This is a genomic window from Halomonas maura (genome assembly GCF_030409305.1).
Classification (GTDB): Bacteria; Pseudomonadota; Gammaproteobacteria; order Pseudomonadales; family Halomonadaceae; genus Halomonas; species Halomonas maura.
Genome location: NZ_JAUFPQ010000009.1, coordinates 85,646 through 101,766, shown reverse-complemented (window position 1 = coordinate 101,766; position 16,121 = coordinate 85,646). Strand labels below are relative to the sequence as shown.

The window sequence follows — 16,121 nt, the reverse complement described above, 5'->3', positions numbered from 1 at the left end:
CTCACACTTCACACTTCACACTTCACACAATGGGGTTATGAATGGTGACCAGCTTGGTACCATCCGGGAAGGTCGCCTCGACCTGCACCTCGTCGACCATCTCGGCCACGCCTTCCATCACGTCGTCGCGGCCGAGGATCTCGCGGCCCGCGCTCATCAGCTCGGCGACGCTCTTGCCGTCGCGCGCGCCCTCCATGACCTCGCAGCTGATCAGCGCGACCGCCTCGGGGTAGTTCAGCTTGAGGCCACGAGTCCGGCGCCGCTCGGCCAGCAGGCCGGCGGTGAAGAGCAGCAGCTTGTCCTTGTCTCTCGGGGTCAGTTCCATCGCAGTAGCTCCCAAACCATGTCGATTGCATTCGCTGTCCAGGCCGTCGCCTGCAAGCTGGAAGAGCGGCGCTCCGCGCCTGGAAGCCTGACGCAGGAAGACACTGCATTGCCTGGAGAGCGGAGACTTCCCGCTTCTGGCTTCACGCTTCCAGCGACCATCATGTTCGCCAGATCCGCGGTGCACAGGCCTCGCGGCCGATCAACCTCGGTCTCAAGACCTTCCAGGCCGCCTCGCACAGCCGCCAGGCCTCGTTTCGTTCATCGCCCAGGTAGCGCAGCAGCAGCACGCCGTGACGCACCGTCACCGCCCAGCGGGGGCTCTCGGGAAGCCGACCGCGGAGCGCCTCGATGGCCTCGCCCTCCTCGCTCAGGCCCACCGCCCAGAGGGTCGCCTGGACGCTCGCGCCGCCCTGCCCCCAGTGCCCTCGGAAGCGTGGATGGGCCGGGTCGAGGGGTTGGCGTTCCAGCCATAGCGGCCGCCCGTCGCGGAGCAGGCGAAAGCGCTGCTCGATGCATCCGCTGACATAGGGGAGCCGGCTGGCCGGGCGACCCAGGACGAGCACCTCCCAGCCCAGGCAGCGGGCCTCGCCGGCAAGCTCGATGGTCGTGCTCTGTCCCCCCCGGGAACCGTCGAAGGCGATGGTCTCCTGGGGCAGCCACTCGAGACGGCTGCCGTCCGCCGCCCGCAGTCGGGTGTGCTGTTCCCAGGCCACGCCGTGATGATCGGCCCGGTAGAGCTTGTTGGCGGCCGGCGTGGTCAAAAGCGCATGCGCACCCGTCTCCACCTCCGCCGACACGCTCAGCGAATCGCCGCTGACCAGGCCACCGGGAGGGTGCAACAGGTAGAGGTGGCAGGCGCCATCGCGGCCTTCCGGGTAGAAGGGCCGCTGCACCCGCAACGGGCCCAGGTGGCGGGCGCGAGCCAGCCGCGTGGCGCCCTGCCGTGACGAGAAGCCGAGCTCCAGCGATGCCGCCCAGCGGCGTCGGGCATCGAAGCGATGACCGGAGTCCTCGGGTCGGGTCGAGGCGGCGGGCACGGCGGGGGAATAGGCCGTCATCGGCAACTGCCTTCTGATCGGGGACGTGAGGCACGTCGGGTGGCAACGACCTGTTCGAGGCAATGGCCGTACCAGAGTGGTGAAAATCAGGAAATATCTTTTATTTTCAGAATCTTATTTAGTATACAAGAAATAAGCGCCTTCCTCGGATGTCTGCCAATGCACCCATAGGGTGCAAAATCCACCCGGTCATGCACCACTGGGGAGAGAAAGGGACGAGCGTCGTTCACCTCTGGTGCACCCACCCTCCCCTCAGCCCTCCGGCACCTTTGCCCGTCGCAACCCCGCCAGGTAGCAGGTGATCTGGCTCGGCTCATGGAGATAGAACAGCTTCTCGATGGCAAAGGCACAGCTGAAGGCGGGCTGCATGGCGAGGAGTCGCTCCTTCTCCTCACTGGCCTGCTCCCGCCGGCCCAGATGGGCCAGGGCCACCAGGCGGTGAGCGGCGGTCCAGTACTGGCAGTTGGGCAGGTTGCTGGCCTGCTCCGTCCACTCCAGGGAGCGTTCGTAGTCGCCCTTGAAGATGAGCGCCAGCGCGCCATAGGTATAGAAGGCCCATAGTTGCGGGTCGTTGGGGCTCAGCGCGATGGAACGCTCGAACTGGGCCATGGCCTCCTCGTAACGGCATTCATAGGCGAGCGAATCGCCCATCCCGCAATAGGCCGCCGCGAAGGTGGGATTGAGGTCGATGGCGATCCGGTTCTCGGCGAGGGCCCGACGGTACTCCCGCCGGGCCAGCAACACCCGGCCGCGCAGCATGTGAAAGGTGGCATTCTGGTGATCGATTTCCAGTGCCCTGTCGCAGGCGGCGAGCGCCTCGTCCAGCAGTTCCCGGTCCGCCGGCGTATCCCAGTAGACCATGCCCAACACGACGGCATACGCCCACCACGCATGCGCCTCGCCGAACATGGGGTCCTGGATCAGGCTCTGACGCAACAGCCGCTGGGCTTCCTGGTTGTCCCGCCCGGTGAACCGAAACAGGTGGTAGCATCCCAGGTGAAAGCAGTCCCAGGCTTGCAGGGTCGCCGGGCGCGAGACCCTGACCTTGTGCCGTTCGGCGAAGCCAATCTCCGGCTCCAGCCGGGCGGCGATGGTTTCCGTGATCTCGTCCTGCAGGGCGAAAATTTCTGATCGCTCACGGTCGTAGCGTTCCGTCCATTTCGTCAGGCGGGTGGCGGCGTCGACGAGGTGCACGGCGATCCGCACCTGATTCCCGGTACCCTGGATGCTGCCTTCCACCACGTAGTCGACGGCCAGCATCCGGCCCAGCTCGAGCGGATCCGGGGCCTGCCCCTTGAAGCCGAAGGCGGTATTGCGCGCCACCACGTTGAGCCAGCGGTGCTTGCTGAGCTGGGCGATGATGTCGCTGGTGACGCCGTCGGCGAAATACTCGTGGTCGCTCTCCCGAGACAGATTGATCAGCGGCAACACGACCACGGCCGGCTTGTGCAGGGCATCGGGTGCGACCGCGCCCGGGGAGGCCGACACTGCCGGCGCGGGATCATCGAATTGCACCGTCCCCACGAAGCGAAATCCCTTGCGGTGAATCGTGCGGATGTAGATCTGGCGGCGTCCGTCATCGCCCAGCAGTTGGCGAGCCATCTTGATGCGGCTGCTCAAGGCCGCCTCGGAGACGATGCGGCCCTTCCATACCACCTCGTTGATCTCGTCCTTGCCGACCATGCGCTCGCGGTTCTCCACCAGCAGCACCAGCAGCTCGATGACCTGTGGCTCGCAGCGAAGTGGTTGGCCATCGCGACTCAGTTCGAAGCGGTCGGTGTCCAGGATGAAGTCGTCGAATCGGTAGCGCATGGCGTGTCACGGCATCGGGCAATACGACCGGGGCAGAAAGGAGGGCATGAAATGAGAGTAGGTCATCTCCACGACTTCTCCAGAATACCACCAGATCGCCGTCAAGCCGCGCCGGGGGACAGTCACTAGGCTGGTGATGTGTTCCACACATCCCACCCCCACAGGAGAACACGACCATGTGCGATCTCGACCTCTCGACCCAGAAGTTTCTGCTCAACTGCCAGTACGGGACCGACAACCTGGAGCGCGCCACCATCGCCTTCATCCTGGCCAGCACGGCCTCCAAGACCTGCGAAACCGCCGTCTTCATCAGCTCCAACGCCACGGCGCTGTGCGTGCGGGGCGCCGTCGATGGCCTGGTGGCCGAAGGCTATGAGCCCCTCGCCGACCTGATCGCCCAGTACCAGGGCAACGGCGGGCAGATCTGGGTGTGCCCGGTGTGCGTCAAGGCGAAGGGCCTGACGCAGGATGACCTGCTCCCCGGAATCGAGGTTGCCGGCGCCCCCCGCACCATGGCGTACCTCGCCAGCGGCGCGCGTCTGCTGGCCTGATGTCTCGCGCGACCGCCACCATGGGTGGCGGTCGCGCGACTTCCCGGCTGCGGATCCCTGGAGGAGCCGATCATGACGACCGAACCGGCCGAGTGCGGCAAGCTGGCGCACTACCTGACGGTCCTGGGCAATGCGCTCGACCGCTTCCTGACCTTCCGGCACCCCGACGCCATGCAGCAGCCGGCGCGTTGGCGCTCGGTCCTGGAGCGCCCCTTGCCGAGCAGCGGTATCGGCATCGACGCGGTCATGGAGGAGCTGACCCACACCCTGATCCCCAACGGCTCGGCCATCCCGAACCCCGGCAGCACGGCCTTCATCACGACGGGGGCGACCACCATCGGCGCCCTGGCGACGCTGGCCGGTGCGGTGGCGTCACCTCAGCGCCTCACGCTCAACGCCTTCACTTTCCTGGAGGAGCAATCACTGGACTGGCTCGTCGAGCTGTTCCGGCTTCCACCCGCCATGAAGGGGCTCTACAGCAGCGGCGGCTCGGTCGCCAACCTGGTGGCCCTGGGCGCGGCTCGCCAGCAGGCCTTCGAGTCGTTAGGCATCGACCCCGCCCGGCAGGGCATACCCGGTCCGGGGTGTCTCTACGCCAGCAGTGCCAGCCATCATTCCATTCACCGGGCGGCCGCCGTGCTCGGCCTCGGCCGCGAGGCGGTGATCACCATCGCCACGGACCCGCAGGGGCGAATGATCCCTGCGGCCCTGGAGCGACAGCTCGAGGAGGACCGGGCGCGGGACCGGGTTCCCGTGGCGGTGGTGGCCAACGCCGGGACGACGTCCACCGGCGCCATCGATCCGCTGCATGCCATCGGCACCCTCGCCCACCGCTATGACACCTGGTTCCATGTCGACGGCGCCTATGGCCTGCCGGGCATCCTGGACCCGCGGGTTCGCCACCGGTACGCGGGCCTGGAGCTGGCCGACTCGGTGATCGTGGACCCCCACAAGTGGCTGGGCGCACCGGTCGGCATCGGCGCGACCTTCGTGCGCGACCGTGCCCTGCTGCAGCGGGCCTTCACCCAGGGGGCCTCCGACTACCTGGAGCGGTCCTGCACCCAGGCAACGGCTCACCATTCCCTGGACAACCTGGGCATCCCGTACAGCGATTTCGGCGTGGAGCTGTCGGCGCCGGCACGCGGCGCCGTGGTCTGGGCGCTGCTGCGGGAGATCGGCGCGGACGGGTTGCGCGCGCGGGTCTGCCGGCACAACGCCATGGCACGCCAGGTGGCCGAGCGAGCCGACGCCCACCCCCACCTCGAGGTCCTGCAGCGGCCGACCCTGTCGATCTGCTGCTTCCGCTACGTGGCGGCCGGCTGCCCCGACCTCGATGCCCTCAACGCCCGTATCCATCGGGCCCTGGTGCGCCATGGGCGCAATATGCCGAGCACCGCCCTGGTCAATGGCCAGCTGGCGATCCGGCCCTGTTTCGTGGGCGCGCGCACCGGCGAAAGCCAGGCCAGCGCCCTGGTGGACGAGGTGCTGACCCTGGGCGAGCGGCTTGCCCAGGGGGCCAGCCCCGACACTGACATGGACGCCTCCAACAGCGGCAGCATGCCCCCCATCACGAGGTAGACGATCATGACGAAGCGTTACGACAGCATCCTGGCGACCATCGGCAACACCCCGGTGGTGCGTATCAACAACCTCGGCCCGGCACACGTCAACCTGTACGCGAAGGTCGAGGCCTTCAACCCCATGGGCTCGGTGAAGGATCGCCTGGCACTGGGCGTGATCGAGGACGCCGAGCGTCGCGGCGAACTCATGCCGGGGCAGACCATCGTCGAGGCCACCAGCGGCAATACCGGCATCGGCCTGGCCATGGTGTGCGCCCAGAAGGGCTACCCGCTGGTGGTCACCATGGCCGAGAACTTCAGCGTGGAGCGGCGCAAGCTGTTGCGCTTCCTGGGCGCCCGCGTGGTCCTCACCCCCGCCTCGGAGAAGGGCTCGGGGATGGTGGCCAAGGCCGACGAGCTCGCCCGGCAGCACGGCTGGTGGCGATCACGGCAGTTCGAGAACCCCGCCAATGCGGAGGTTCATGCGCGCACCACGGCGGTCGAGATCCTCGATGCCTTCGCGGATATCGGGCTGGACTACTGGGTCACCGGCTTCGGCACCGGCGGCACCCTCAGCGGCGTCTCTCGCGTGCTTCGCTCCCGGAGCCCGCAAACCCGGGTCGTGGTCTGCGAGCCTGACAATTCGGCCATCCTGGCCAGCGGCATTGCCCAGCCCCGCCGGGCGGACGGCAGCCACAGCGAGAGCCACCCGGCCTTTCGGCCGCACCTGATGCAGGGCTGGACGCCGGACTTCGTGCCCCAGCTGGCCGAACCGGTCCTCGCCGAGGGCCGCTGTGATGCCTTCCTCGGCATCAACGGCCAGGAGGCCCTGCGCTGTGCCCGCGACCTGGCCCGCCGCGAGGGCATCTTCGCGGGGATCTCCGCCGGTGCGACCCTGGCCGGGGCACTGCAGGTGGCGGCCGAGGCCCCTGCCGGCAGCAACATCCTGTGCATGCTGCCGGATACGGGAGAACGTTACCTCTCCACGCCGCTGTTCGAGGATGTGGCGGTGAACATGACCGAGGAGGAAATGGCCCTGTCGCGCTCCACGCCCGGCTACCGCTTCGATGGCGGCAGCCGCCCCCCACCCAGCGTGGCCGCCCAGCCACTGGATCCCGAGGCACGGCGCCAGGTAGACGCCACCCTGGCGGATCCGCGGGCTCCGGTGATCATGTTCGCGCTAGAGTGGTGCGAGTTCTGCTGGTCGGTGCGCAAGGTCTTCGATCGCTACCGGATTCCCTATCGCACCCTCAGCCTGGATGCGGTGACCTACCAGGCCGACGGTCGGGGCGGCAAGATGCGGGCGGTCCTCAAGGACAAGACCGGCTGGAACACCCTGCCCCTGATCTTCATCGGCGGCGAGTTCATCGGCGGCTGTACCGATCTGTTCGACGAGATCAACAGCGGCCAGCTGTTCGCGCGCCTCGATGGCCATGGTGTCGGCTACGATGCCGGCGTCGACACGGACCCCTACACGCTGTTGCCGACCTGGCTCCACCCTCGCTGACCCCGAACCGGCGCGCGCCCGCCTCTGGGATGACCAGAGGCGGGCGCGGCAACACCAGGGGCGTGCCTAGACCGTCAGATGTCGCCGGATCAGGTCATCGGAGAGCTCGGCGATCGCCCCACCGGCGACCCGGCGGCCCCGATCCATGATCGCGAAGCGGTCGGCATACTTGCGGGCGAAGGGCAGCTTCTGCTCCACCAGCAGCACCGTCAGGCCGTCCTCGCGGATCAGCCGACGGATCACCTCGCCGATCTGGGTGACGATATTCGGCTGGATGCCCTCCCCCGGCTCGTCGAGGATCAATAGCCGGGGCTCGAGCACCAGGGCCCGACCGATGGCCAGCTGCTGCTGCTGGCCGCCCGAGAGGTCGCCGCCGCGACGGTGCTTCATCTCCGCCAGCACCGGGAACAGCTCGTAGATGCGCTCGGGGATCGACCTGCGACCGTCGCCGCGGGCCGCCAGGCCGGTACGCAGGTTTTCCTCCACGGTGAGCAGCGGGAAGATCTGGCGCCCCTGGGGCACATAGCCGATGCCCAGCCGCGACCGGTCCTCGGCGCGCTTCTTGGTCAGCTCCACATCATCGGCATAGCGGATGCTGCCCGAGGTCACCGCGACCTCGCCCATCACCGCCTTCACCAGGGTGGTCTTGCCCACCCCGTTGCGGCCCATCACGCAGGTGCACGCCCCCGCCGGCACCTCGAGGTCGAGGGACCACAGGGTGTGGCTCTCGCCGTAGTACTGGTCGAGCTTGTCGATCGCGAGCATCAGGCGACCTCCTCGTCGGCCTCGGCGCCGAGATAGACCTCGACGACGCGGGGATCCATGGACACCTGGTTCATGCTGCCCTCGGCCAGCACGCTGCCCTGGTGGAGCACGGTGACCGTCCGGGCGATGGAGCGCACGAAGCCCATGTCGTGCTCCACCACCACCACGGACTGCTTGCCCGCGAGCCCGGTGAGCAGCTCGGCCGTGCGTTCCATCTCCTGCTCGGTCATGCCGGCCACCGGCTCGTCCACCAGCAGCAGCCGCGGACGCTGCATCAGCAGCATGCCGATCTCCAGCCACTGCTTCTGGCCATGGGACAGGATCCCGGCCGGCCGGTGACGCAACTCGACCAGGCCGATGGTGGTCAGGACCTCCTCGATCCGCTCACGGATCTCGCCGCTCGTCCGCGCCGTGAGGGTGGGCAGGATGCGCTTGTCGGCGGCCATGGCCAGTTCCAGGTTCTCGAAGACCGAGAGGGCCTCGAAGGTGGTGGGCTTCTGGAACTTGCGGCCGATGCCGAGGCTGGCGATCTGCGGCTCGTTCATGGTCAGCAGGTCATGGCGGCTGCCGAACCAGACCCGGCCGGTATCCGGCCGGGTCTTGCCGGTGATGATGTCCATCATGGTGGTCTTGCCCGCCCCGTTGGGGCCGATGATGCAACGCAGCTCGCCGTCGTCGATGGTCAGGTTCAGGCGGTCGATGGCGCGGAAGCCGTCGAAGCTGACCGTCACGTCCTCGAGATAGAGGATCGGGCCATGGCGCACGTCGACCGGGGAGTCGACGGGCACCAGGAAGTCGAAGACACGGTCGCGATCGGCCAGCGATGTCAGGAAGTTCATGCCGAGGCCTCCCGAGGGGTGGTGGATGGATCCGGGGCGGCGCGGCGCGGCCGGCGATAGGCCAGCAGGCCGGCGATGCCCCTGGGCAGCAGCACCGTGACCAGCACGAAGAGCCCGCCCAGGGCGAACAGCCAGGCATCCGGCATCACGCCGGTGAACACCGTCTTGGCGTAGTTGACGAGCAGCGCCCCGATCACCGCGCCGTAGAGGGTGCCGCGGCCACCCAGCGCCACCCACAGCACGATCTCGATGGAGAAGATCGGCGAGAACTCCCCCGGGTTGATGATGCCCACCTGGGGCACGTAGAGCGCGCCGGCGACACCGGCCAGCATCGCCGAGACCACGAAGACGAAGAGCTGGAAGCGCTCCACCCGGTAGCCCAGGAAGCGCGTGCGGGCCTCGGCGTCGCGGGTGGCCACGCAGACCCGTCCGAGCTTGCTGGCGACGATCGCGCGACACAGCAGATACCCCAGGGCCAGCGCCACGCCGGTGGCCAGGAAGAGCCCCAGGCGGGTCGCATCGTCGGTCAGGTCGACGCCCAGCAGTTCCTTGAAGTCGGTCAGGCCGTTGTTGCCGCCGAAGCCCATCTCGTTGCGGAAGAAGGCCAGCATCAGGGCGAAGGTCAGCGCCTGGGTGATGATCGACAGATACACCCCGGTGACCCGGGAGCGGAAGGCCAGGAAGCCGAACACCAGGGCCAGCAGTCCCGGCGCCAGCAGCACCATCAGGAAGGCGAACCAGGCCATGTCGAAGCCGTGCCAGTACCAGGGCAGGCTCTGCCAGTCGAGGAAGACCATAAAGTCCGGCAAGACAGGATGTCCGTACACACCACGATCACCGATCTGGCGCATCAGGTACATGCCCATGGCATAGCCGCCCAGGGCGAAGAAGGCGCCATGCCCGAGGCTCAAGATGCCGAGATAGCCCCACACCAGGTCCACCGCCACGGCCAGCAGCGCATAGCACAGGTACTTGCCGAGCAGCGTCACGGTATAGGTGGAGACATGCAGCGTATGCCCCGCCGGCAGCGCCAGGTTGAGCAGGGTGACCACGGCCAGGGACGCGAGCAGCACGCCGAGGAAGAGCCGTGTCGAGCGCTCGTGCAGGGGTCGGGACAGCCAGGATCTTGAAGCCAGCATGAATCAGCCCTCCGCCGCCCGGCCCTTCTGCGGGAAGAGTCCGCGGGGGCGTTTCTGGATGAACAGGATGATGAAGACGAGCACCAGGATCTTGGCCAGCACGGCACCGGCCCAGGGCTCGAGGACCTGGTTGATGACGCCCAGCGACAGGCCCGCCACAAGGGTGCCCCAGAGGTTCCCCACCCCGCCGAACACCACCACCATGAAGGAGTCGATGATGTAGTTCTGGCCGAGGTTGGGCCCCACGTTGGTGAGCTGGGAGAGCGCCACGCCGGCCAGGCCGGCCACCCCGGCCCCCAGGGCGAAGGTCAGGATATCGACGCGGGTGGCACGGATGCCCATGGAACGGGCCATGGCGCGATTCTGGGTCACGGCGCGCACCTCCAGACCCAGCCGGGTGCGGCGCATCACCAGCATCAGGCCGGCGAAGACCAGCAGCGCGAAGCCCAGCACGAACAGACGATTGAGGGTCAGCGACAGCCCCTCGTTGATCATCAGCGAGCCACTCATCCACTCGGGCGAGACCACGCTGCGGTTGAGCGGCGAGATCAGGGTGCGCACCAGCTGCTGGAGGATCAGGCTGACGCCGAAGGTGGCCAGCAGGGTCTCCAGCGGACGCCCCTTGAGGAACTGGATGACGCTGCGCTCGATGGCGACCCCCGCCAGGGCCGCTACCAGGAAGCCGGCGGGGATCGACAGGATCAGCGCCAGCCCCGGCTGGCCGGGCAGCAGCTGCTGCATCCCCCAGGTGGTGTAGGCACCGAGCATCATCAGCTCGCCATGGGCCATGTTGATCACGCCCATCACGCCGAAGGTGATCGCCAGGCCGATGGCCGCCAGCACCAGCACCGAGCCCAGCGACAGGCCGAAGTAGAGCGTCTCGACGCCGCGGTTGAGTTTCTGCTTCTGCTCGATGCCGGCCAGCGCCCCGCTCGCGGCCTCGGCCAGGGCGGCGTCGTCGCTGCGCGCGGCGGCACTGAGCGCCGCCCGGGCCTCGGGATTGAGGCTGCCGGCCAGGCCCTCGACGGCCGCGGCATCGCCCTGCGCCAGGCGATGGATGGCGATGGCCTGCTCGAGCAGGCGCTTCACCTCGTCATCGGCCTCGTCGGCCACCAGCGCCTGCAGTGGCGCCAGCATGGCGGCCTCGACATTGCCGAGCAGCTCCCGGGCCGCCTCGCGGCGCGCCCGCACGTCGTCGACGCGCAGGTCGAGCACCGCCAGGGTGCTCTGCAGCCGCCCGCGCAGCGCGTTGTTGATGCCGATGCGGTCGAGTTCGCGCCGCGACATCTCGCCGGCCGCCGCGAAGGTCAGGGCGTCGATGACCGGCCATTGGCGACCGCGGTTCTCGAGCACCACGACGAAGCGACCGGTGTCCTCGTGACGCTGCAGCTTGCCGTCGAGCAGGGCCTCGAGCCAGCGCCGGGTGCGCTCGTCGCCGCTGGCGACGAGCGCCTCGATGGCCTGGCCCTTGTCGGCGTAGGAGCGGGTATCGAGGGCCTCGAGCAGGGCCTGGCCGTCGTCGTCGGGCGCGGCCACGGCGGCCGGTGCGGCGAGCGCCACGACGACGAGGCACAGCAGCCCCTGCACGAGGGAGCGGATCATCCTCATGGGCATGTCCTGTAGGAAGTGGAGAGATGGCGTATCTCGGATCAACCACGCCAGCGGGCGCCTAAGGGCAATCGCAGTTAGCGGTATCGCTCGGGGCTGTTCCGTCGACAAGCCTGCGAGGAGGCGCTGTGAACCCATCCTTGGGCGCTACCGACGCCCTGCGGCGCTCTCGCATCCTGCTTCGCTTGCAGGGCCAGTGCTGGCCATCCATGGCCAGCCCGTTCGGAGCAGTGCTCCTCACCCATGGCGTAGGACCTCCTCTTCGGCTTGTCCCCGGCGCCCCTCGCGGAAGGCGATAGCACTTGTCCTGGCACACACCGGCCCGAGGACGGGATCATTCCGCCGTCGCGACGTCCTCGCTGGCGCCACCGCCACAGCGACCCTCGACGACGTTGTAGTTGCCGCAGCCCAGGGGCTGACGCCAGTCGCTGATCAGGTCCCGGGAGCCTTCCAGGTAGTCGGACCAGGCATCCCCGGCCACGGTGGACGGGGTCTCCCAGACGATGGAGAACTGGCCGTTGTCCTGGATCTCGCCGATCAGCACCGGCTTGGTGATGTGGTGGTTGGGCATCATGGCCGCATGGCCCCCGGACAGGTTGGGAACGCTGACCCCGATGATGGCCTGCTTCACCGCATCGACCTCGGTGGTGCCGGCCTTGCGCACGGCCTCCTTCCACATGTTGAAGCCGATGTAGTGGGCTTCCATGGGATCGTTGGTCACCGCCATCTCGTCGCCGGTGTACTCGATCCAGCCGTCGATGAAGTCGTAGTTGGCGTCGGTGTCGACGCTCATGAAGTAGTTCCAGGCGGCCAGGTGCCCCACCAGCGGCGCGGTATCGATGCCGGAGAGCTCCTGCTCGCCCACCGAGAAGGCCACCACCGGGATGTCGGCGGCATCGATGCCCTGGTTGCCCAGCTCGCGATAGAACGGCACGTTGGCATCGCCGTTGATGGTGGAGACCACCGCGGTCTTCTTGCCCTGGCTGCCGAAGCGCTTGATGTCGGCGACGATGTTCTGCCAGTCGGAATGACCGAAGGGCGTGTAGTTGACCATGATGTCCTCGTCGGCCACGCCGTGGGCCTTGAGGTAGGCCTCGAGGATCTTGTTGGTGGTCCGCGGGTAGACGTAATCGGTACCGGCCAGCACCCAGCGCTCGGCCCCCACCTCGTTCATCAGGTAGTCGACGGCGGGAATCGCCTGCTGGTTCGGCGCCGCCCCGGTGTAGAAGACGTTCGCGGAGGACTCCTCCCCCTCGTACTGCACCGGGTAGAACAGCAGGCCGTTGAGCTCCTCGACCACCGGCAGCACCGACTTGCGCGACACCGAGGTCCAGTTGCCGAAGATCACGTCGACCTCCTCCTGGGCCAGCAGCTCGCGGGCCTTCTCGGCGAACAGCGGCCAGTCGGAGGCCGGGTCGACGACCACCGGCTCGAGCTCGCGACCCAGCAGGCCTCCCTCGGCATTCTGCTGCTCGATCAGCATCAGCAGGGTGTCCTTGAGGGTCGACTCGCTGATCGCCATGGTGCCGGACAACGAGTGCAGGATGCCGACCTTGATCGGGTCCTCCTGAGCAACCGCCGGCGAGCAGAGACCCAGGCCGATCAGCGAGGCGGCCAGCCAGCGTGTGGGATGCACGGTCGGGAGCGGGATCATGGAGACTCCTTGCGATGTGGTTGGTATCGATGGGCAGCGGTGCGATGGCGACGGCACCCTGCCCACTTACCAGCGCAAGGGGCGTGCCAGAACGCGAAGCTCCCTTACGATCCCTTTTGATTCAATGCATTGGAAAACTCCCGCTCGAGCCAACAGGGGGCGAGCGGGGTGGTCTGGTGCAGGCTGACGCACGATATCGAGCCAGCAGCGTGCCGATACCCGGCCCACTGCACCCGCATGAGGCAGGCTCGCTTCGGCCGCCCAGACGGCACGAGGGGCGCCGGCCTGGCCGGCGCCCCTCGTGGCGCTGCGGGAGATCCCGGGCGATCAGTCGCCCTCCGGCCCCCCCGTGCCGGTCTGGACCTGCATGCGGCGACGCAGCAGCGGGCCGACGATGTAGGGCAGGATCAGCCCCAGGCCGGCGAACACCCACAGGCCGATGGCCAGGCCGCTGTCCCACAGGATGGTCCAGTCGCCGTCGGAGATATCCATGGCATGGCGCAGGTTCTTCTCCATCTCCGGCCCCAGCAGCAGGCCGAGGATGATCGGCACCAGCGGGATCTCCAGCTTGCGGAAGAGATACCCGGCAACGCCGAAGGCCACCATGAAGTAGAGGTCGAAGGTGGTGTTGCTGATCGAGTAGATGCCGACGAAGGCGATCATGGTCACCACCGGCAGCAGGAACATCGGCGGCACCGAGAGCAGCTTGACGAAGATGCCCACCAGCGGGATGTTCAGCACCAGCAGCAGGAAGTTGCCGATCAGCAGTGCGGCGATCACGCCCCAGACGATGTCGGCGTTCTGGGTGAACATCAGCGGCCCGGGGGTGATGTTCAGCGAGATCAGCAGGGCCAGCAGCACCGCGGTGGTGCCGCTGCCCGGCACGCCGAGGGTCAGCATGGGCACCAGCGCCCCGCTGGAGGCGCCGTTGTTGCCGGCCTCGGGGCCGGCCACGCCGCGCGGGTCGCCCTTGCCGAAGTAGCCCTTGCTGCCGACGACCTTCTTCTCGAGGGTGTAGCCGATGAAGCTGCCCAGCGACGCCCCCGCGCCCGGCAGCACGCCGGCGATGAAGCCCAGCACGCCGCCGCGCAAACTGGACGGCAGGATGTTGCGGATGTCCTTCCAGCTGAGCGAAAGCTTGTTGACGGCCATCTTCGCCTTGCCGCCCCCGGCCTTCTCCTCGATGAAGAACAGCAGCTCGGAGATGGCGAACAGCCCGACGATGGCGATGATGAAGTCCACGCCCTCGTAGAGTTCGAGCACGCCGAAGGTGTAGCGCTGCACGCCGGTGTTGTCGATGCCCACCGTGGCGATCATCAGGCCGATGGCAGCGGCCACCACGGTCTTCATGGGGTTCTTGCCGGTGATGCCGCCGAGGGTGGCGAAGGCCAGCAGGAACAGCGCAAAGTACTCCGCCGGACCGAAGGTCAGGGCGAAGTCGGCGAGCAACGGCGCCAGCAGGATCAACCCGATGGTGGCGATCAGGCTGCCGATGAAGGAGGCCACGGCGGAGATCGCCAGGGCCTCGGAGGCCTTGCCCTGCTGCGCCATCGGGTAACCGTCGAGGCAGGTCATCATCGCCGGCTCGTCACCGGGAATATTGAGCAGGATCGACGAGATGCGCCCGCCGTACATGGCACCGGCATAGACCGAGGTGAGCATGATCATCGCGGTCTCCGGCGCCAGCCCCAGCGTGAAGGCCAGCGGGATCAGGATCGCCACGCCGTTGGCCGGCCCCAGCCCCGGCAGGGCGCCGATCAGGGTGCCGAGGAAGGCCCCCAGCAGCGCGAACATCAGGTTGTGCGGCGCCAGGGCGACGCCGAAGCCGTCGATCAGGAAGCCAAGGGTCTCCATCAGCTCACCTCCAGGAACGAAAGCAGGCCCAGCGGCAGCGCCAGGTCGAGGGCGAAATTGAACAGCAGGAAGACCACCACACCCGACGCCGCGCCGGTGACGAAGGCTCGCACCGGGGCGGAGCCCATGCGCCAGCACAGGGTGCCTACCGCCAGGGTCGTGCTGATGATGAAGCCCAGCGGCTGCAGCAGCATGGCGTAGAGGATCAGCACCACCACGGCGATGATCAGCTCGACGCCGGTACGGCTCCACGGCCAGGCGTTATCCGGATCCGGCCGCACGACCATGTAGAGGCTGGAGAGTGCCAGGACGACGGCCAGCAGGCGTGGAAAGGTCTCGGGACCGACGGCTTCGGTCCCGCCGAACGGCTCGGGGAACTGGGTGGTGCCCCAGCCGTACGCGACGGCCAGGACGATCATCAGGACCCCGAAGATGCGGTCGTTGAAGGTCATTGCTGGATCAGCCCGATGTCCTTGGAGAGGGTTTCGATCTCGGCGATCTGGTCCTTGACGAAGGCGTCGAACTCACCGGCGCTCATATGGAAGGGCATCAGGCCGTTCTGGGTCATGACGCTCTGCCACTCCTCGCTTTCATAGATGGTGTCCATGGCGTCGACCCAGTACTGCTTGGCCTCGTCGGAGATGTCGGCCGGCATGTAGAAGCCGCGCCAGTTGGGGCCGACCGCGTCGATGCCCTGCTCCATGGCGGTCGGGATCTCTGAGAACTCGCCCGGCAGGCGCTCCTCGGACAGCACGGCGAGCACCTTGAGGTCACCGGACTCCATGAAGCCCTGGGCCTCGGTGATGTCACCGGTGAAGGCGTCCACGTGCCCCCCGATCACCTGCGTCAGTGCCTCACCACCGTTGTTGTACGACAGGTAGGGGATCCGCGGCAGATTCTCGACATCGGCGGCCTGGGCGGCGATCAGTACCTTGAGGTGATCCCAGCCCCCCTTGGCGCTGCCGCCAGCAAACTTGACGCTGCGCGGGTCTGCCTTGAGGGCCTCCATCAGCGCCGGCAGGTCCTGATACTCGGAGTCCTCGGACACGGCGATGATGCCGTAGTCGGCCCCGAGGGCACCGATCCAGTTGACCATGTCGGCGTTCATGCCCGGAAACTGGCCCTGGGCCAGACGAGTGGTGGTCGCGGTGGAGGCCGCCACCAGCAGCTGGTCGTCGCCGGCACGCTTGCTGACGGTATGCCCGAAGGCCACGCCACCACCGGCACCGGCCATGTTGATGGTCTGGACACTGCGCGGAACGATATCCAGGTCTTCCATCACCTTGCCGACACTGCGGCAGGTGAAGTCCCAGCCGCCGCCGGGATCGGCGGGCGCGAGGCACTCGACCTTGCCTTCGGGCTCGAAGGCCATGACGGAACCGGCGCTGACGGTGAAGGCGGCGACGGCGAAGAGCTTGAGCGGCGTTCTCATGGACATTGTTGTGGTC

14 protein-coding genes are annotated in these 16,121 nt (G+C 67.6%); 3 read left to right on the top strand and 11 right to left on the bottom strand.

The window, feature by feature from the left end:
• Window positions 1-22: 22 nt before the first annotated feature.
• From ureA to QWY76_RS02485, 3 genes are all read right to left on the bottom strand, one after another.
• The gene (gene ureA, locus QWY76_RS02495) at window positions 23-325 is read right to left on the bottom strand and encodes an urease subunit gamma (protein ID WP_290309529.1); all 303 of its coding nucleotides are present in this window, start codon (window positions 323-325) and stop codon (window positions 23-25) included.
• 160 nt (window positions 326-485) lie between these two features.
• Complete coding sequence (locus QWY76_RS02490) at window positions 486-1,385, bottom strand: urease accessory protein UreD (RefSeq protein ID WP_290309528.1); 900 nt, start codon at window positions 1,383-1,385, stop codon at window positions 486-488.
• A 252-nt stretch (window positions 1,386-1,637) separates the two neighbouring features.
• Complete coding sequence (locus QWY76_RS02485) at window positions 1,638-3,197, bottom strand: winged helix-turn-helix domain-containing tetratricopeptide repeat protein (protein ID WP_290309527.1); 1,560 nt, start codon at window positions 3,195-3,197, stop codon at window positions 1,638-1,640.
• Window positions 3,198-3,373: 176 nt separating this feature from the next.
• Between QWY76_RS02485 and QWY76_RS02480 the strand changes: the two genes are divergently transcribed.
• From QWY76_RS02480 to QWY76_RS02470, 3 genes are all read left to right on the top strand, one after another.
• A complete protein-coding gene (locus QWY76_RS02480; RefSeq protein WP_290309526.1) occupies window positions 3,374-3,748 on the top strand; it encodes a DsrE family protein in 375 nt (124 codons plus the stop codon).
• Between the two features lie 72 nt (window positions 3,749-3,820).
• A complete protein-coding gene (locus QWY76_RS02475) occupies window positions 3,821-5,326 on the top strand; it encodes a pyridoxal phosphate-dependent decarboxylase family protein (RefSeq protein ID WP_290309525.1) in 1,506 nt (501 codons plus the stop codon).
• 6 nt (window positions 5,327-5,332) lie between these two features.
• Window positions 5,333-6,814, top strand: a complete 1,482-nt coding sequence (locus tag QWY76_RS02470; RefSeq protein ID WP_290309524.1) for a pyridoxal-phosphate dependent enzyme — start codon at window positions 5,333-5,335, stop codon at window positions 6,812-6,814.
• Window positions 6,815-6,880: 66 nt separating this feature from the next.
• Here QWY76_RS02470 and urtE read toward each other — a convergent pair whose 3' ends face one another.
• The 8 genes from urtE to QWY76_RS02430 all read right to left on the bottom strand — a co-directional run bounded on the left by urtE (window position 6,881) and on the right by QWY76_RS02430 (window position 16,111).
• Window positions 6,881-7,579 carry an urea ABC transporter ATP-binding subunit UrtE gene (gene urtE / locus QWY76_RS02465; RefSeq protein ID WP_290309523.1) on the bottom strand — a complete coding sequence of 233 codons (699 nt, stop codon included), beginning with the start codon at window positions 7,577-7,579 and terminating at the stop codon, window positions 6,881-6,883.
• On the bottom strand, window positions 7,579-8,418 hold the full coding sequence (urtD, locus tag QWY76_RS02460) for an urea ABC transporter ATP-binding protein UrtD (protein WP_290309522.1): 840 nt from the start codon (window positions 8,416-8,418) through the stop codon (window positions 7,579-7,581). The genes urtE and urtD overlap by 1 nt, the downstream gene beginning before the upstream one ends.
• Entirely contained in the window at window positions 8,415-9,557 is a 1,143-nt protein-coding gene (gene urtC, locus QWY76_RS02455; RefSeq protein WP_290309521.1) for an urea ABC transporter permease subunit UrtC, read from the bottom strand. The genes urtD and urtC overlap by 4 nt, the downstream gene beginning before the upstream one ends.
• Before the next feature lie 3 nt (window positions 9,558-9,560).
• The gene (gene urtB, locus QWY76_RS02450) at window positions 9,561-11,159 is read right to left on the bottom strand and encodes an urea ABC transporter permease subunit UrtB (RefSeq protein ID WP_290309894.1); all 1,599 of its coding nucleotides are present in this window, start codon (window positions 11,157-11,159) and stop codon (window positions 9,561-9,563) included.
• A 340-nt stretch (window positions 11,160-11,499) separates the two neighbouring features.
• Entirely contained in the window at window positions 11,500-12,819 is a 1,320-nt protein-coding gene (gene urtA / locus QWY76_RS02445; RefSeq protein ID WP_290309520.1) for an urea ABC transporter substrate-binding protein, read from the bottom strand.
• Between the two features lie 327 nt (window positions 12,820-13,146).
• Entirely contained in the window at window positions 13,147-14,673 is a 1,527-nt protein-coding gene (locus QWY76_RS02440) for a tripartite tricarboxylate transporter permease (protein WP_290309519.1), read from the bottom strand.
• Window positions 14,673-15,125, bottom strand: a complete 453-nt coding sequence (locus tag QWY76_RS02435; RefSeq protein WP_290309518.1) for a tripartite tricarboxylate transporter TctB family protein — start codon at window positions 15,123-15,125, stop codon at window positions 14,673-14,675. The genes QWY76_RS02440 and QWY76_RS02435 overlap by 1 nt, the downstream gene beginning before the upstream one ends.
• Window positions 15,122-16,111: a Bug family tripartite tricarboxylate transporter substrate binding protein gene (locus QWY76_RS02430; protein WP_290309517.1), complete on the bottom strand. Its 990-nt coding sequence runs from the start codon at window positions 16,109-16,111 to the stop codon at window positions 15,122-15,124. Before QWY76_RS02430 ends, QWY76_RS02435 begins: the two co-directional genes overlap by 4 nt.
• Window positions 16,112-16,121: the final 10 nt, after the last annotated feature.

Coding starts and splice junctions, on each gene's coding strand:
- ureA (WP_290309529.1), bottom strand. CDS start 325: ATGGAACTGACCCCGAGAGACAAGGACAAGCTGCTGCTCTTCACCGCC.
- QWY76_RS02490 (WP_290309528.1), bottom strand. CDS start 1,385: ATGACGGCCTATTCCCCCGCCGTGCCCGCCGCCTCGACCCGACCCGAG.
- QWY76_RS02485 (WP_290309527.1), bottom strand. CDS start 3,197: ATGCGCTACCGATTCGACGACTTCATCCTGGACACCGACCGCTTCGAA.
- QWY76_RS02480 (WP_290309526.1), top strand. CDS start 3,374: ATGTGCGATCTCGACCTCTCGACCCAGAAGTTTCTGCTCAACTGCCAG.
- QWY76_RS02475 (WP_290309525.1), top strand. CDS start 3,821: ATGACGACCGAACCGGCCGAGTGCGGCAAGCTGGCGCACTACCTGACG.
- QWY76_RS02470 (WP_290309524.1), top strand. CDS start 5,333: ATGACGAAGCGTTACGACAGCATCCTGGCGACCATCGGCAACACCCCG.
- urtE (WP_290309523.1), bottom strand. CDS start 7,579: ATGCTCGCGATCGACAAGCTCGACCAGTACTACGGCGAGAGCCACACC.
- urtD (WP_290309522.1), bottom strand. CDS start 8,418: ATGAACTTCCTGACATCGCTGGCCGATCGCGACCGTGTCTTCGACTTC.
- urtC (WP_290309521.1), bottom strand. CDS start 9,557: ATGCTGGCTTCAAGATCCTGGCTGTCCCGACCCCTGCACGAGCGCTCG.
- urtB (WP_290309894.1), bottom strand. CDS start 11,159: ATGATCCGCTCCCTCGTGCAGGGGCTGCTGTGCCTCGTCGTCGTGGCG.
- urtA (WP_290309520.1), bottom strand. CDS start 12,819: ATGATCCCGCTCCCGACCGTGCATCCCACACGCTGGCTGGCCGCCTCG.
- QWY76_RS02440 (WP_290309519.1), bottom strand. CDS start 14,673: ATGGAGACCCTTGGCTTCCTGATCGACGGCTTCGGCGTCGCCCTGGCG.
- QWY76_RS02435 (WP_290309518.1), bottom strand. CDS start 15,125: ATGACCTTCAACGACCGCATCTTCGGGGTCCTGATGATCGTCCTGGCC.
- QWY76_RS02430 (WP_290309517.1), bottom strand. CDS start 16,111: ATGTCCATGAGAACGCCGCTCAAGCTCTTCGCCGTCGCCGCCTTCACC.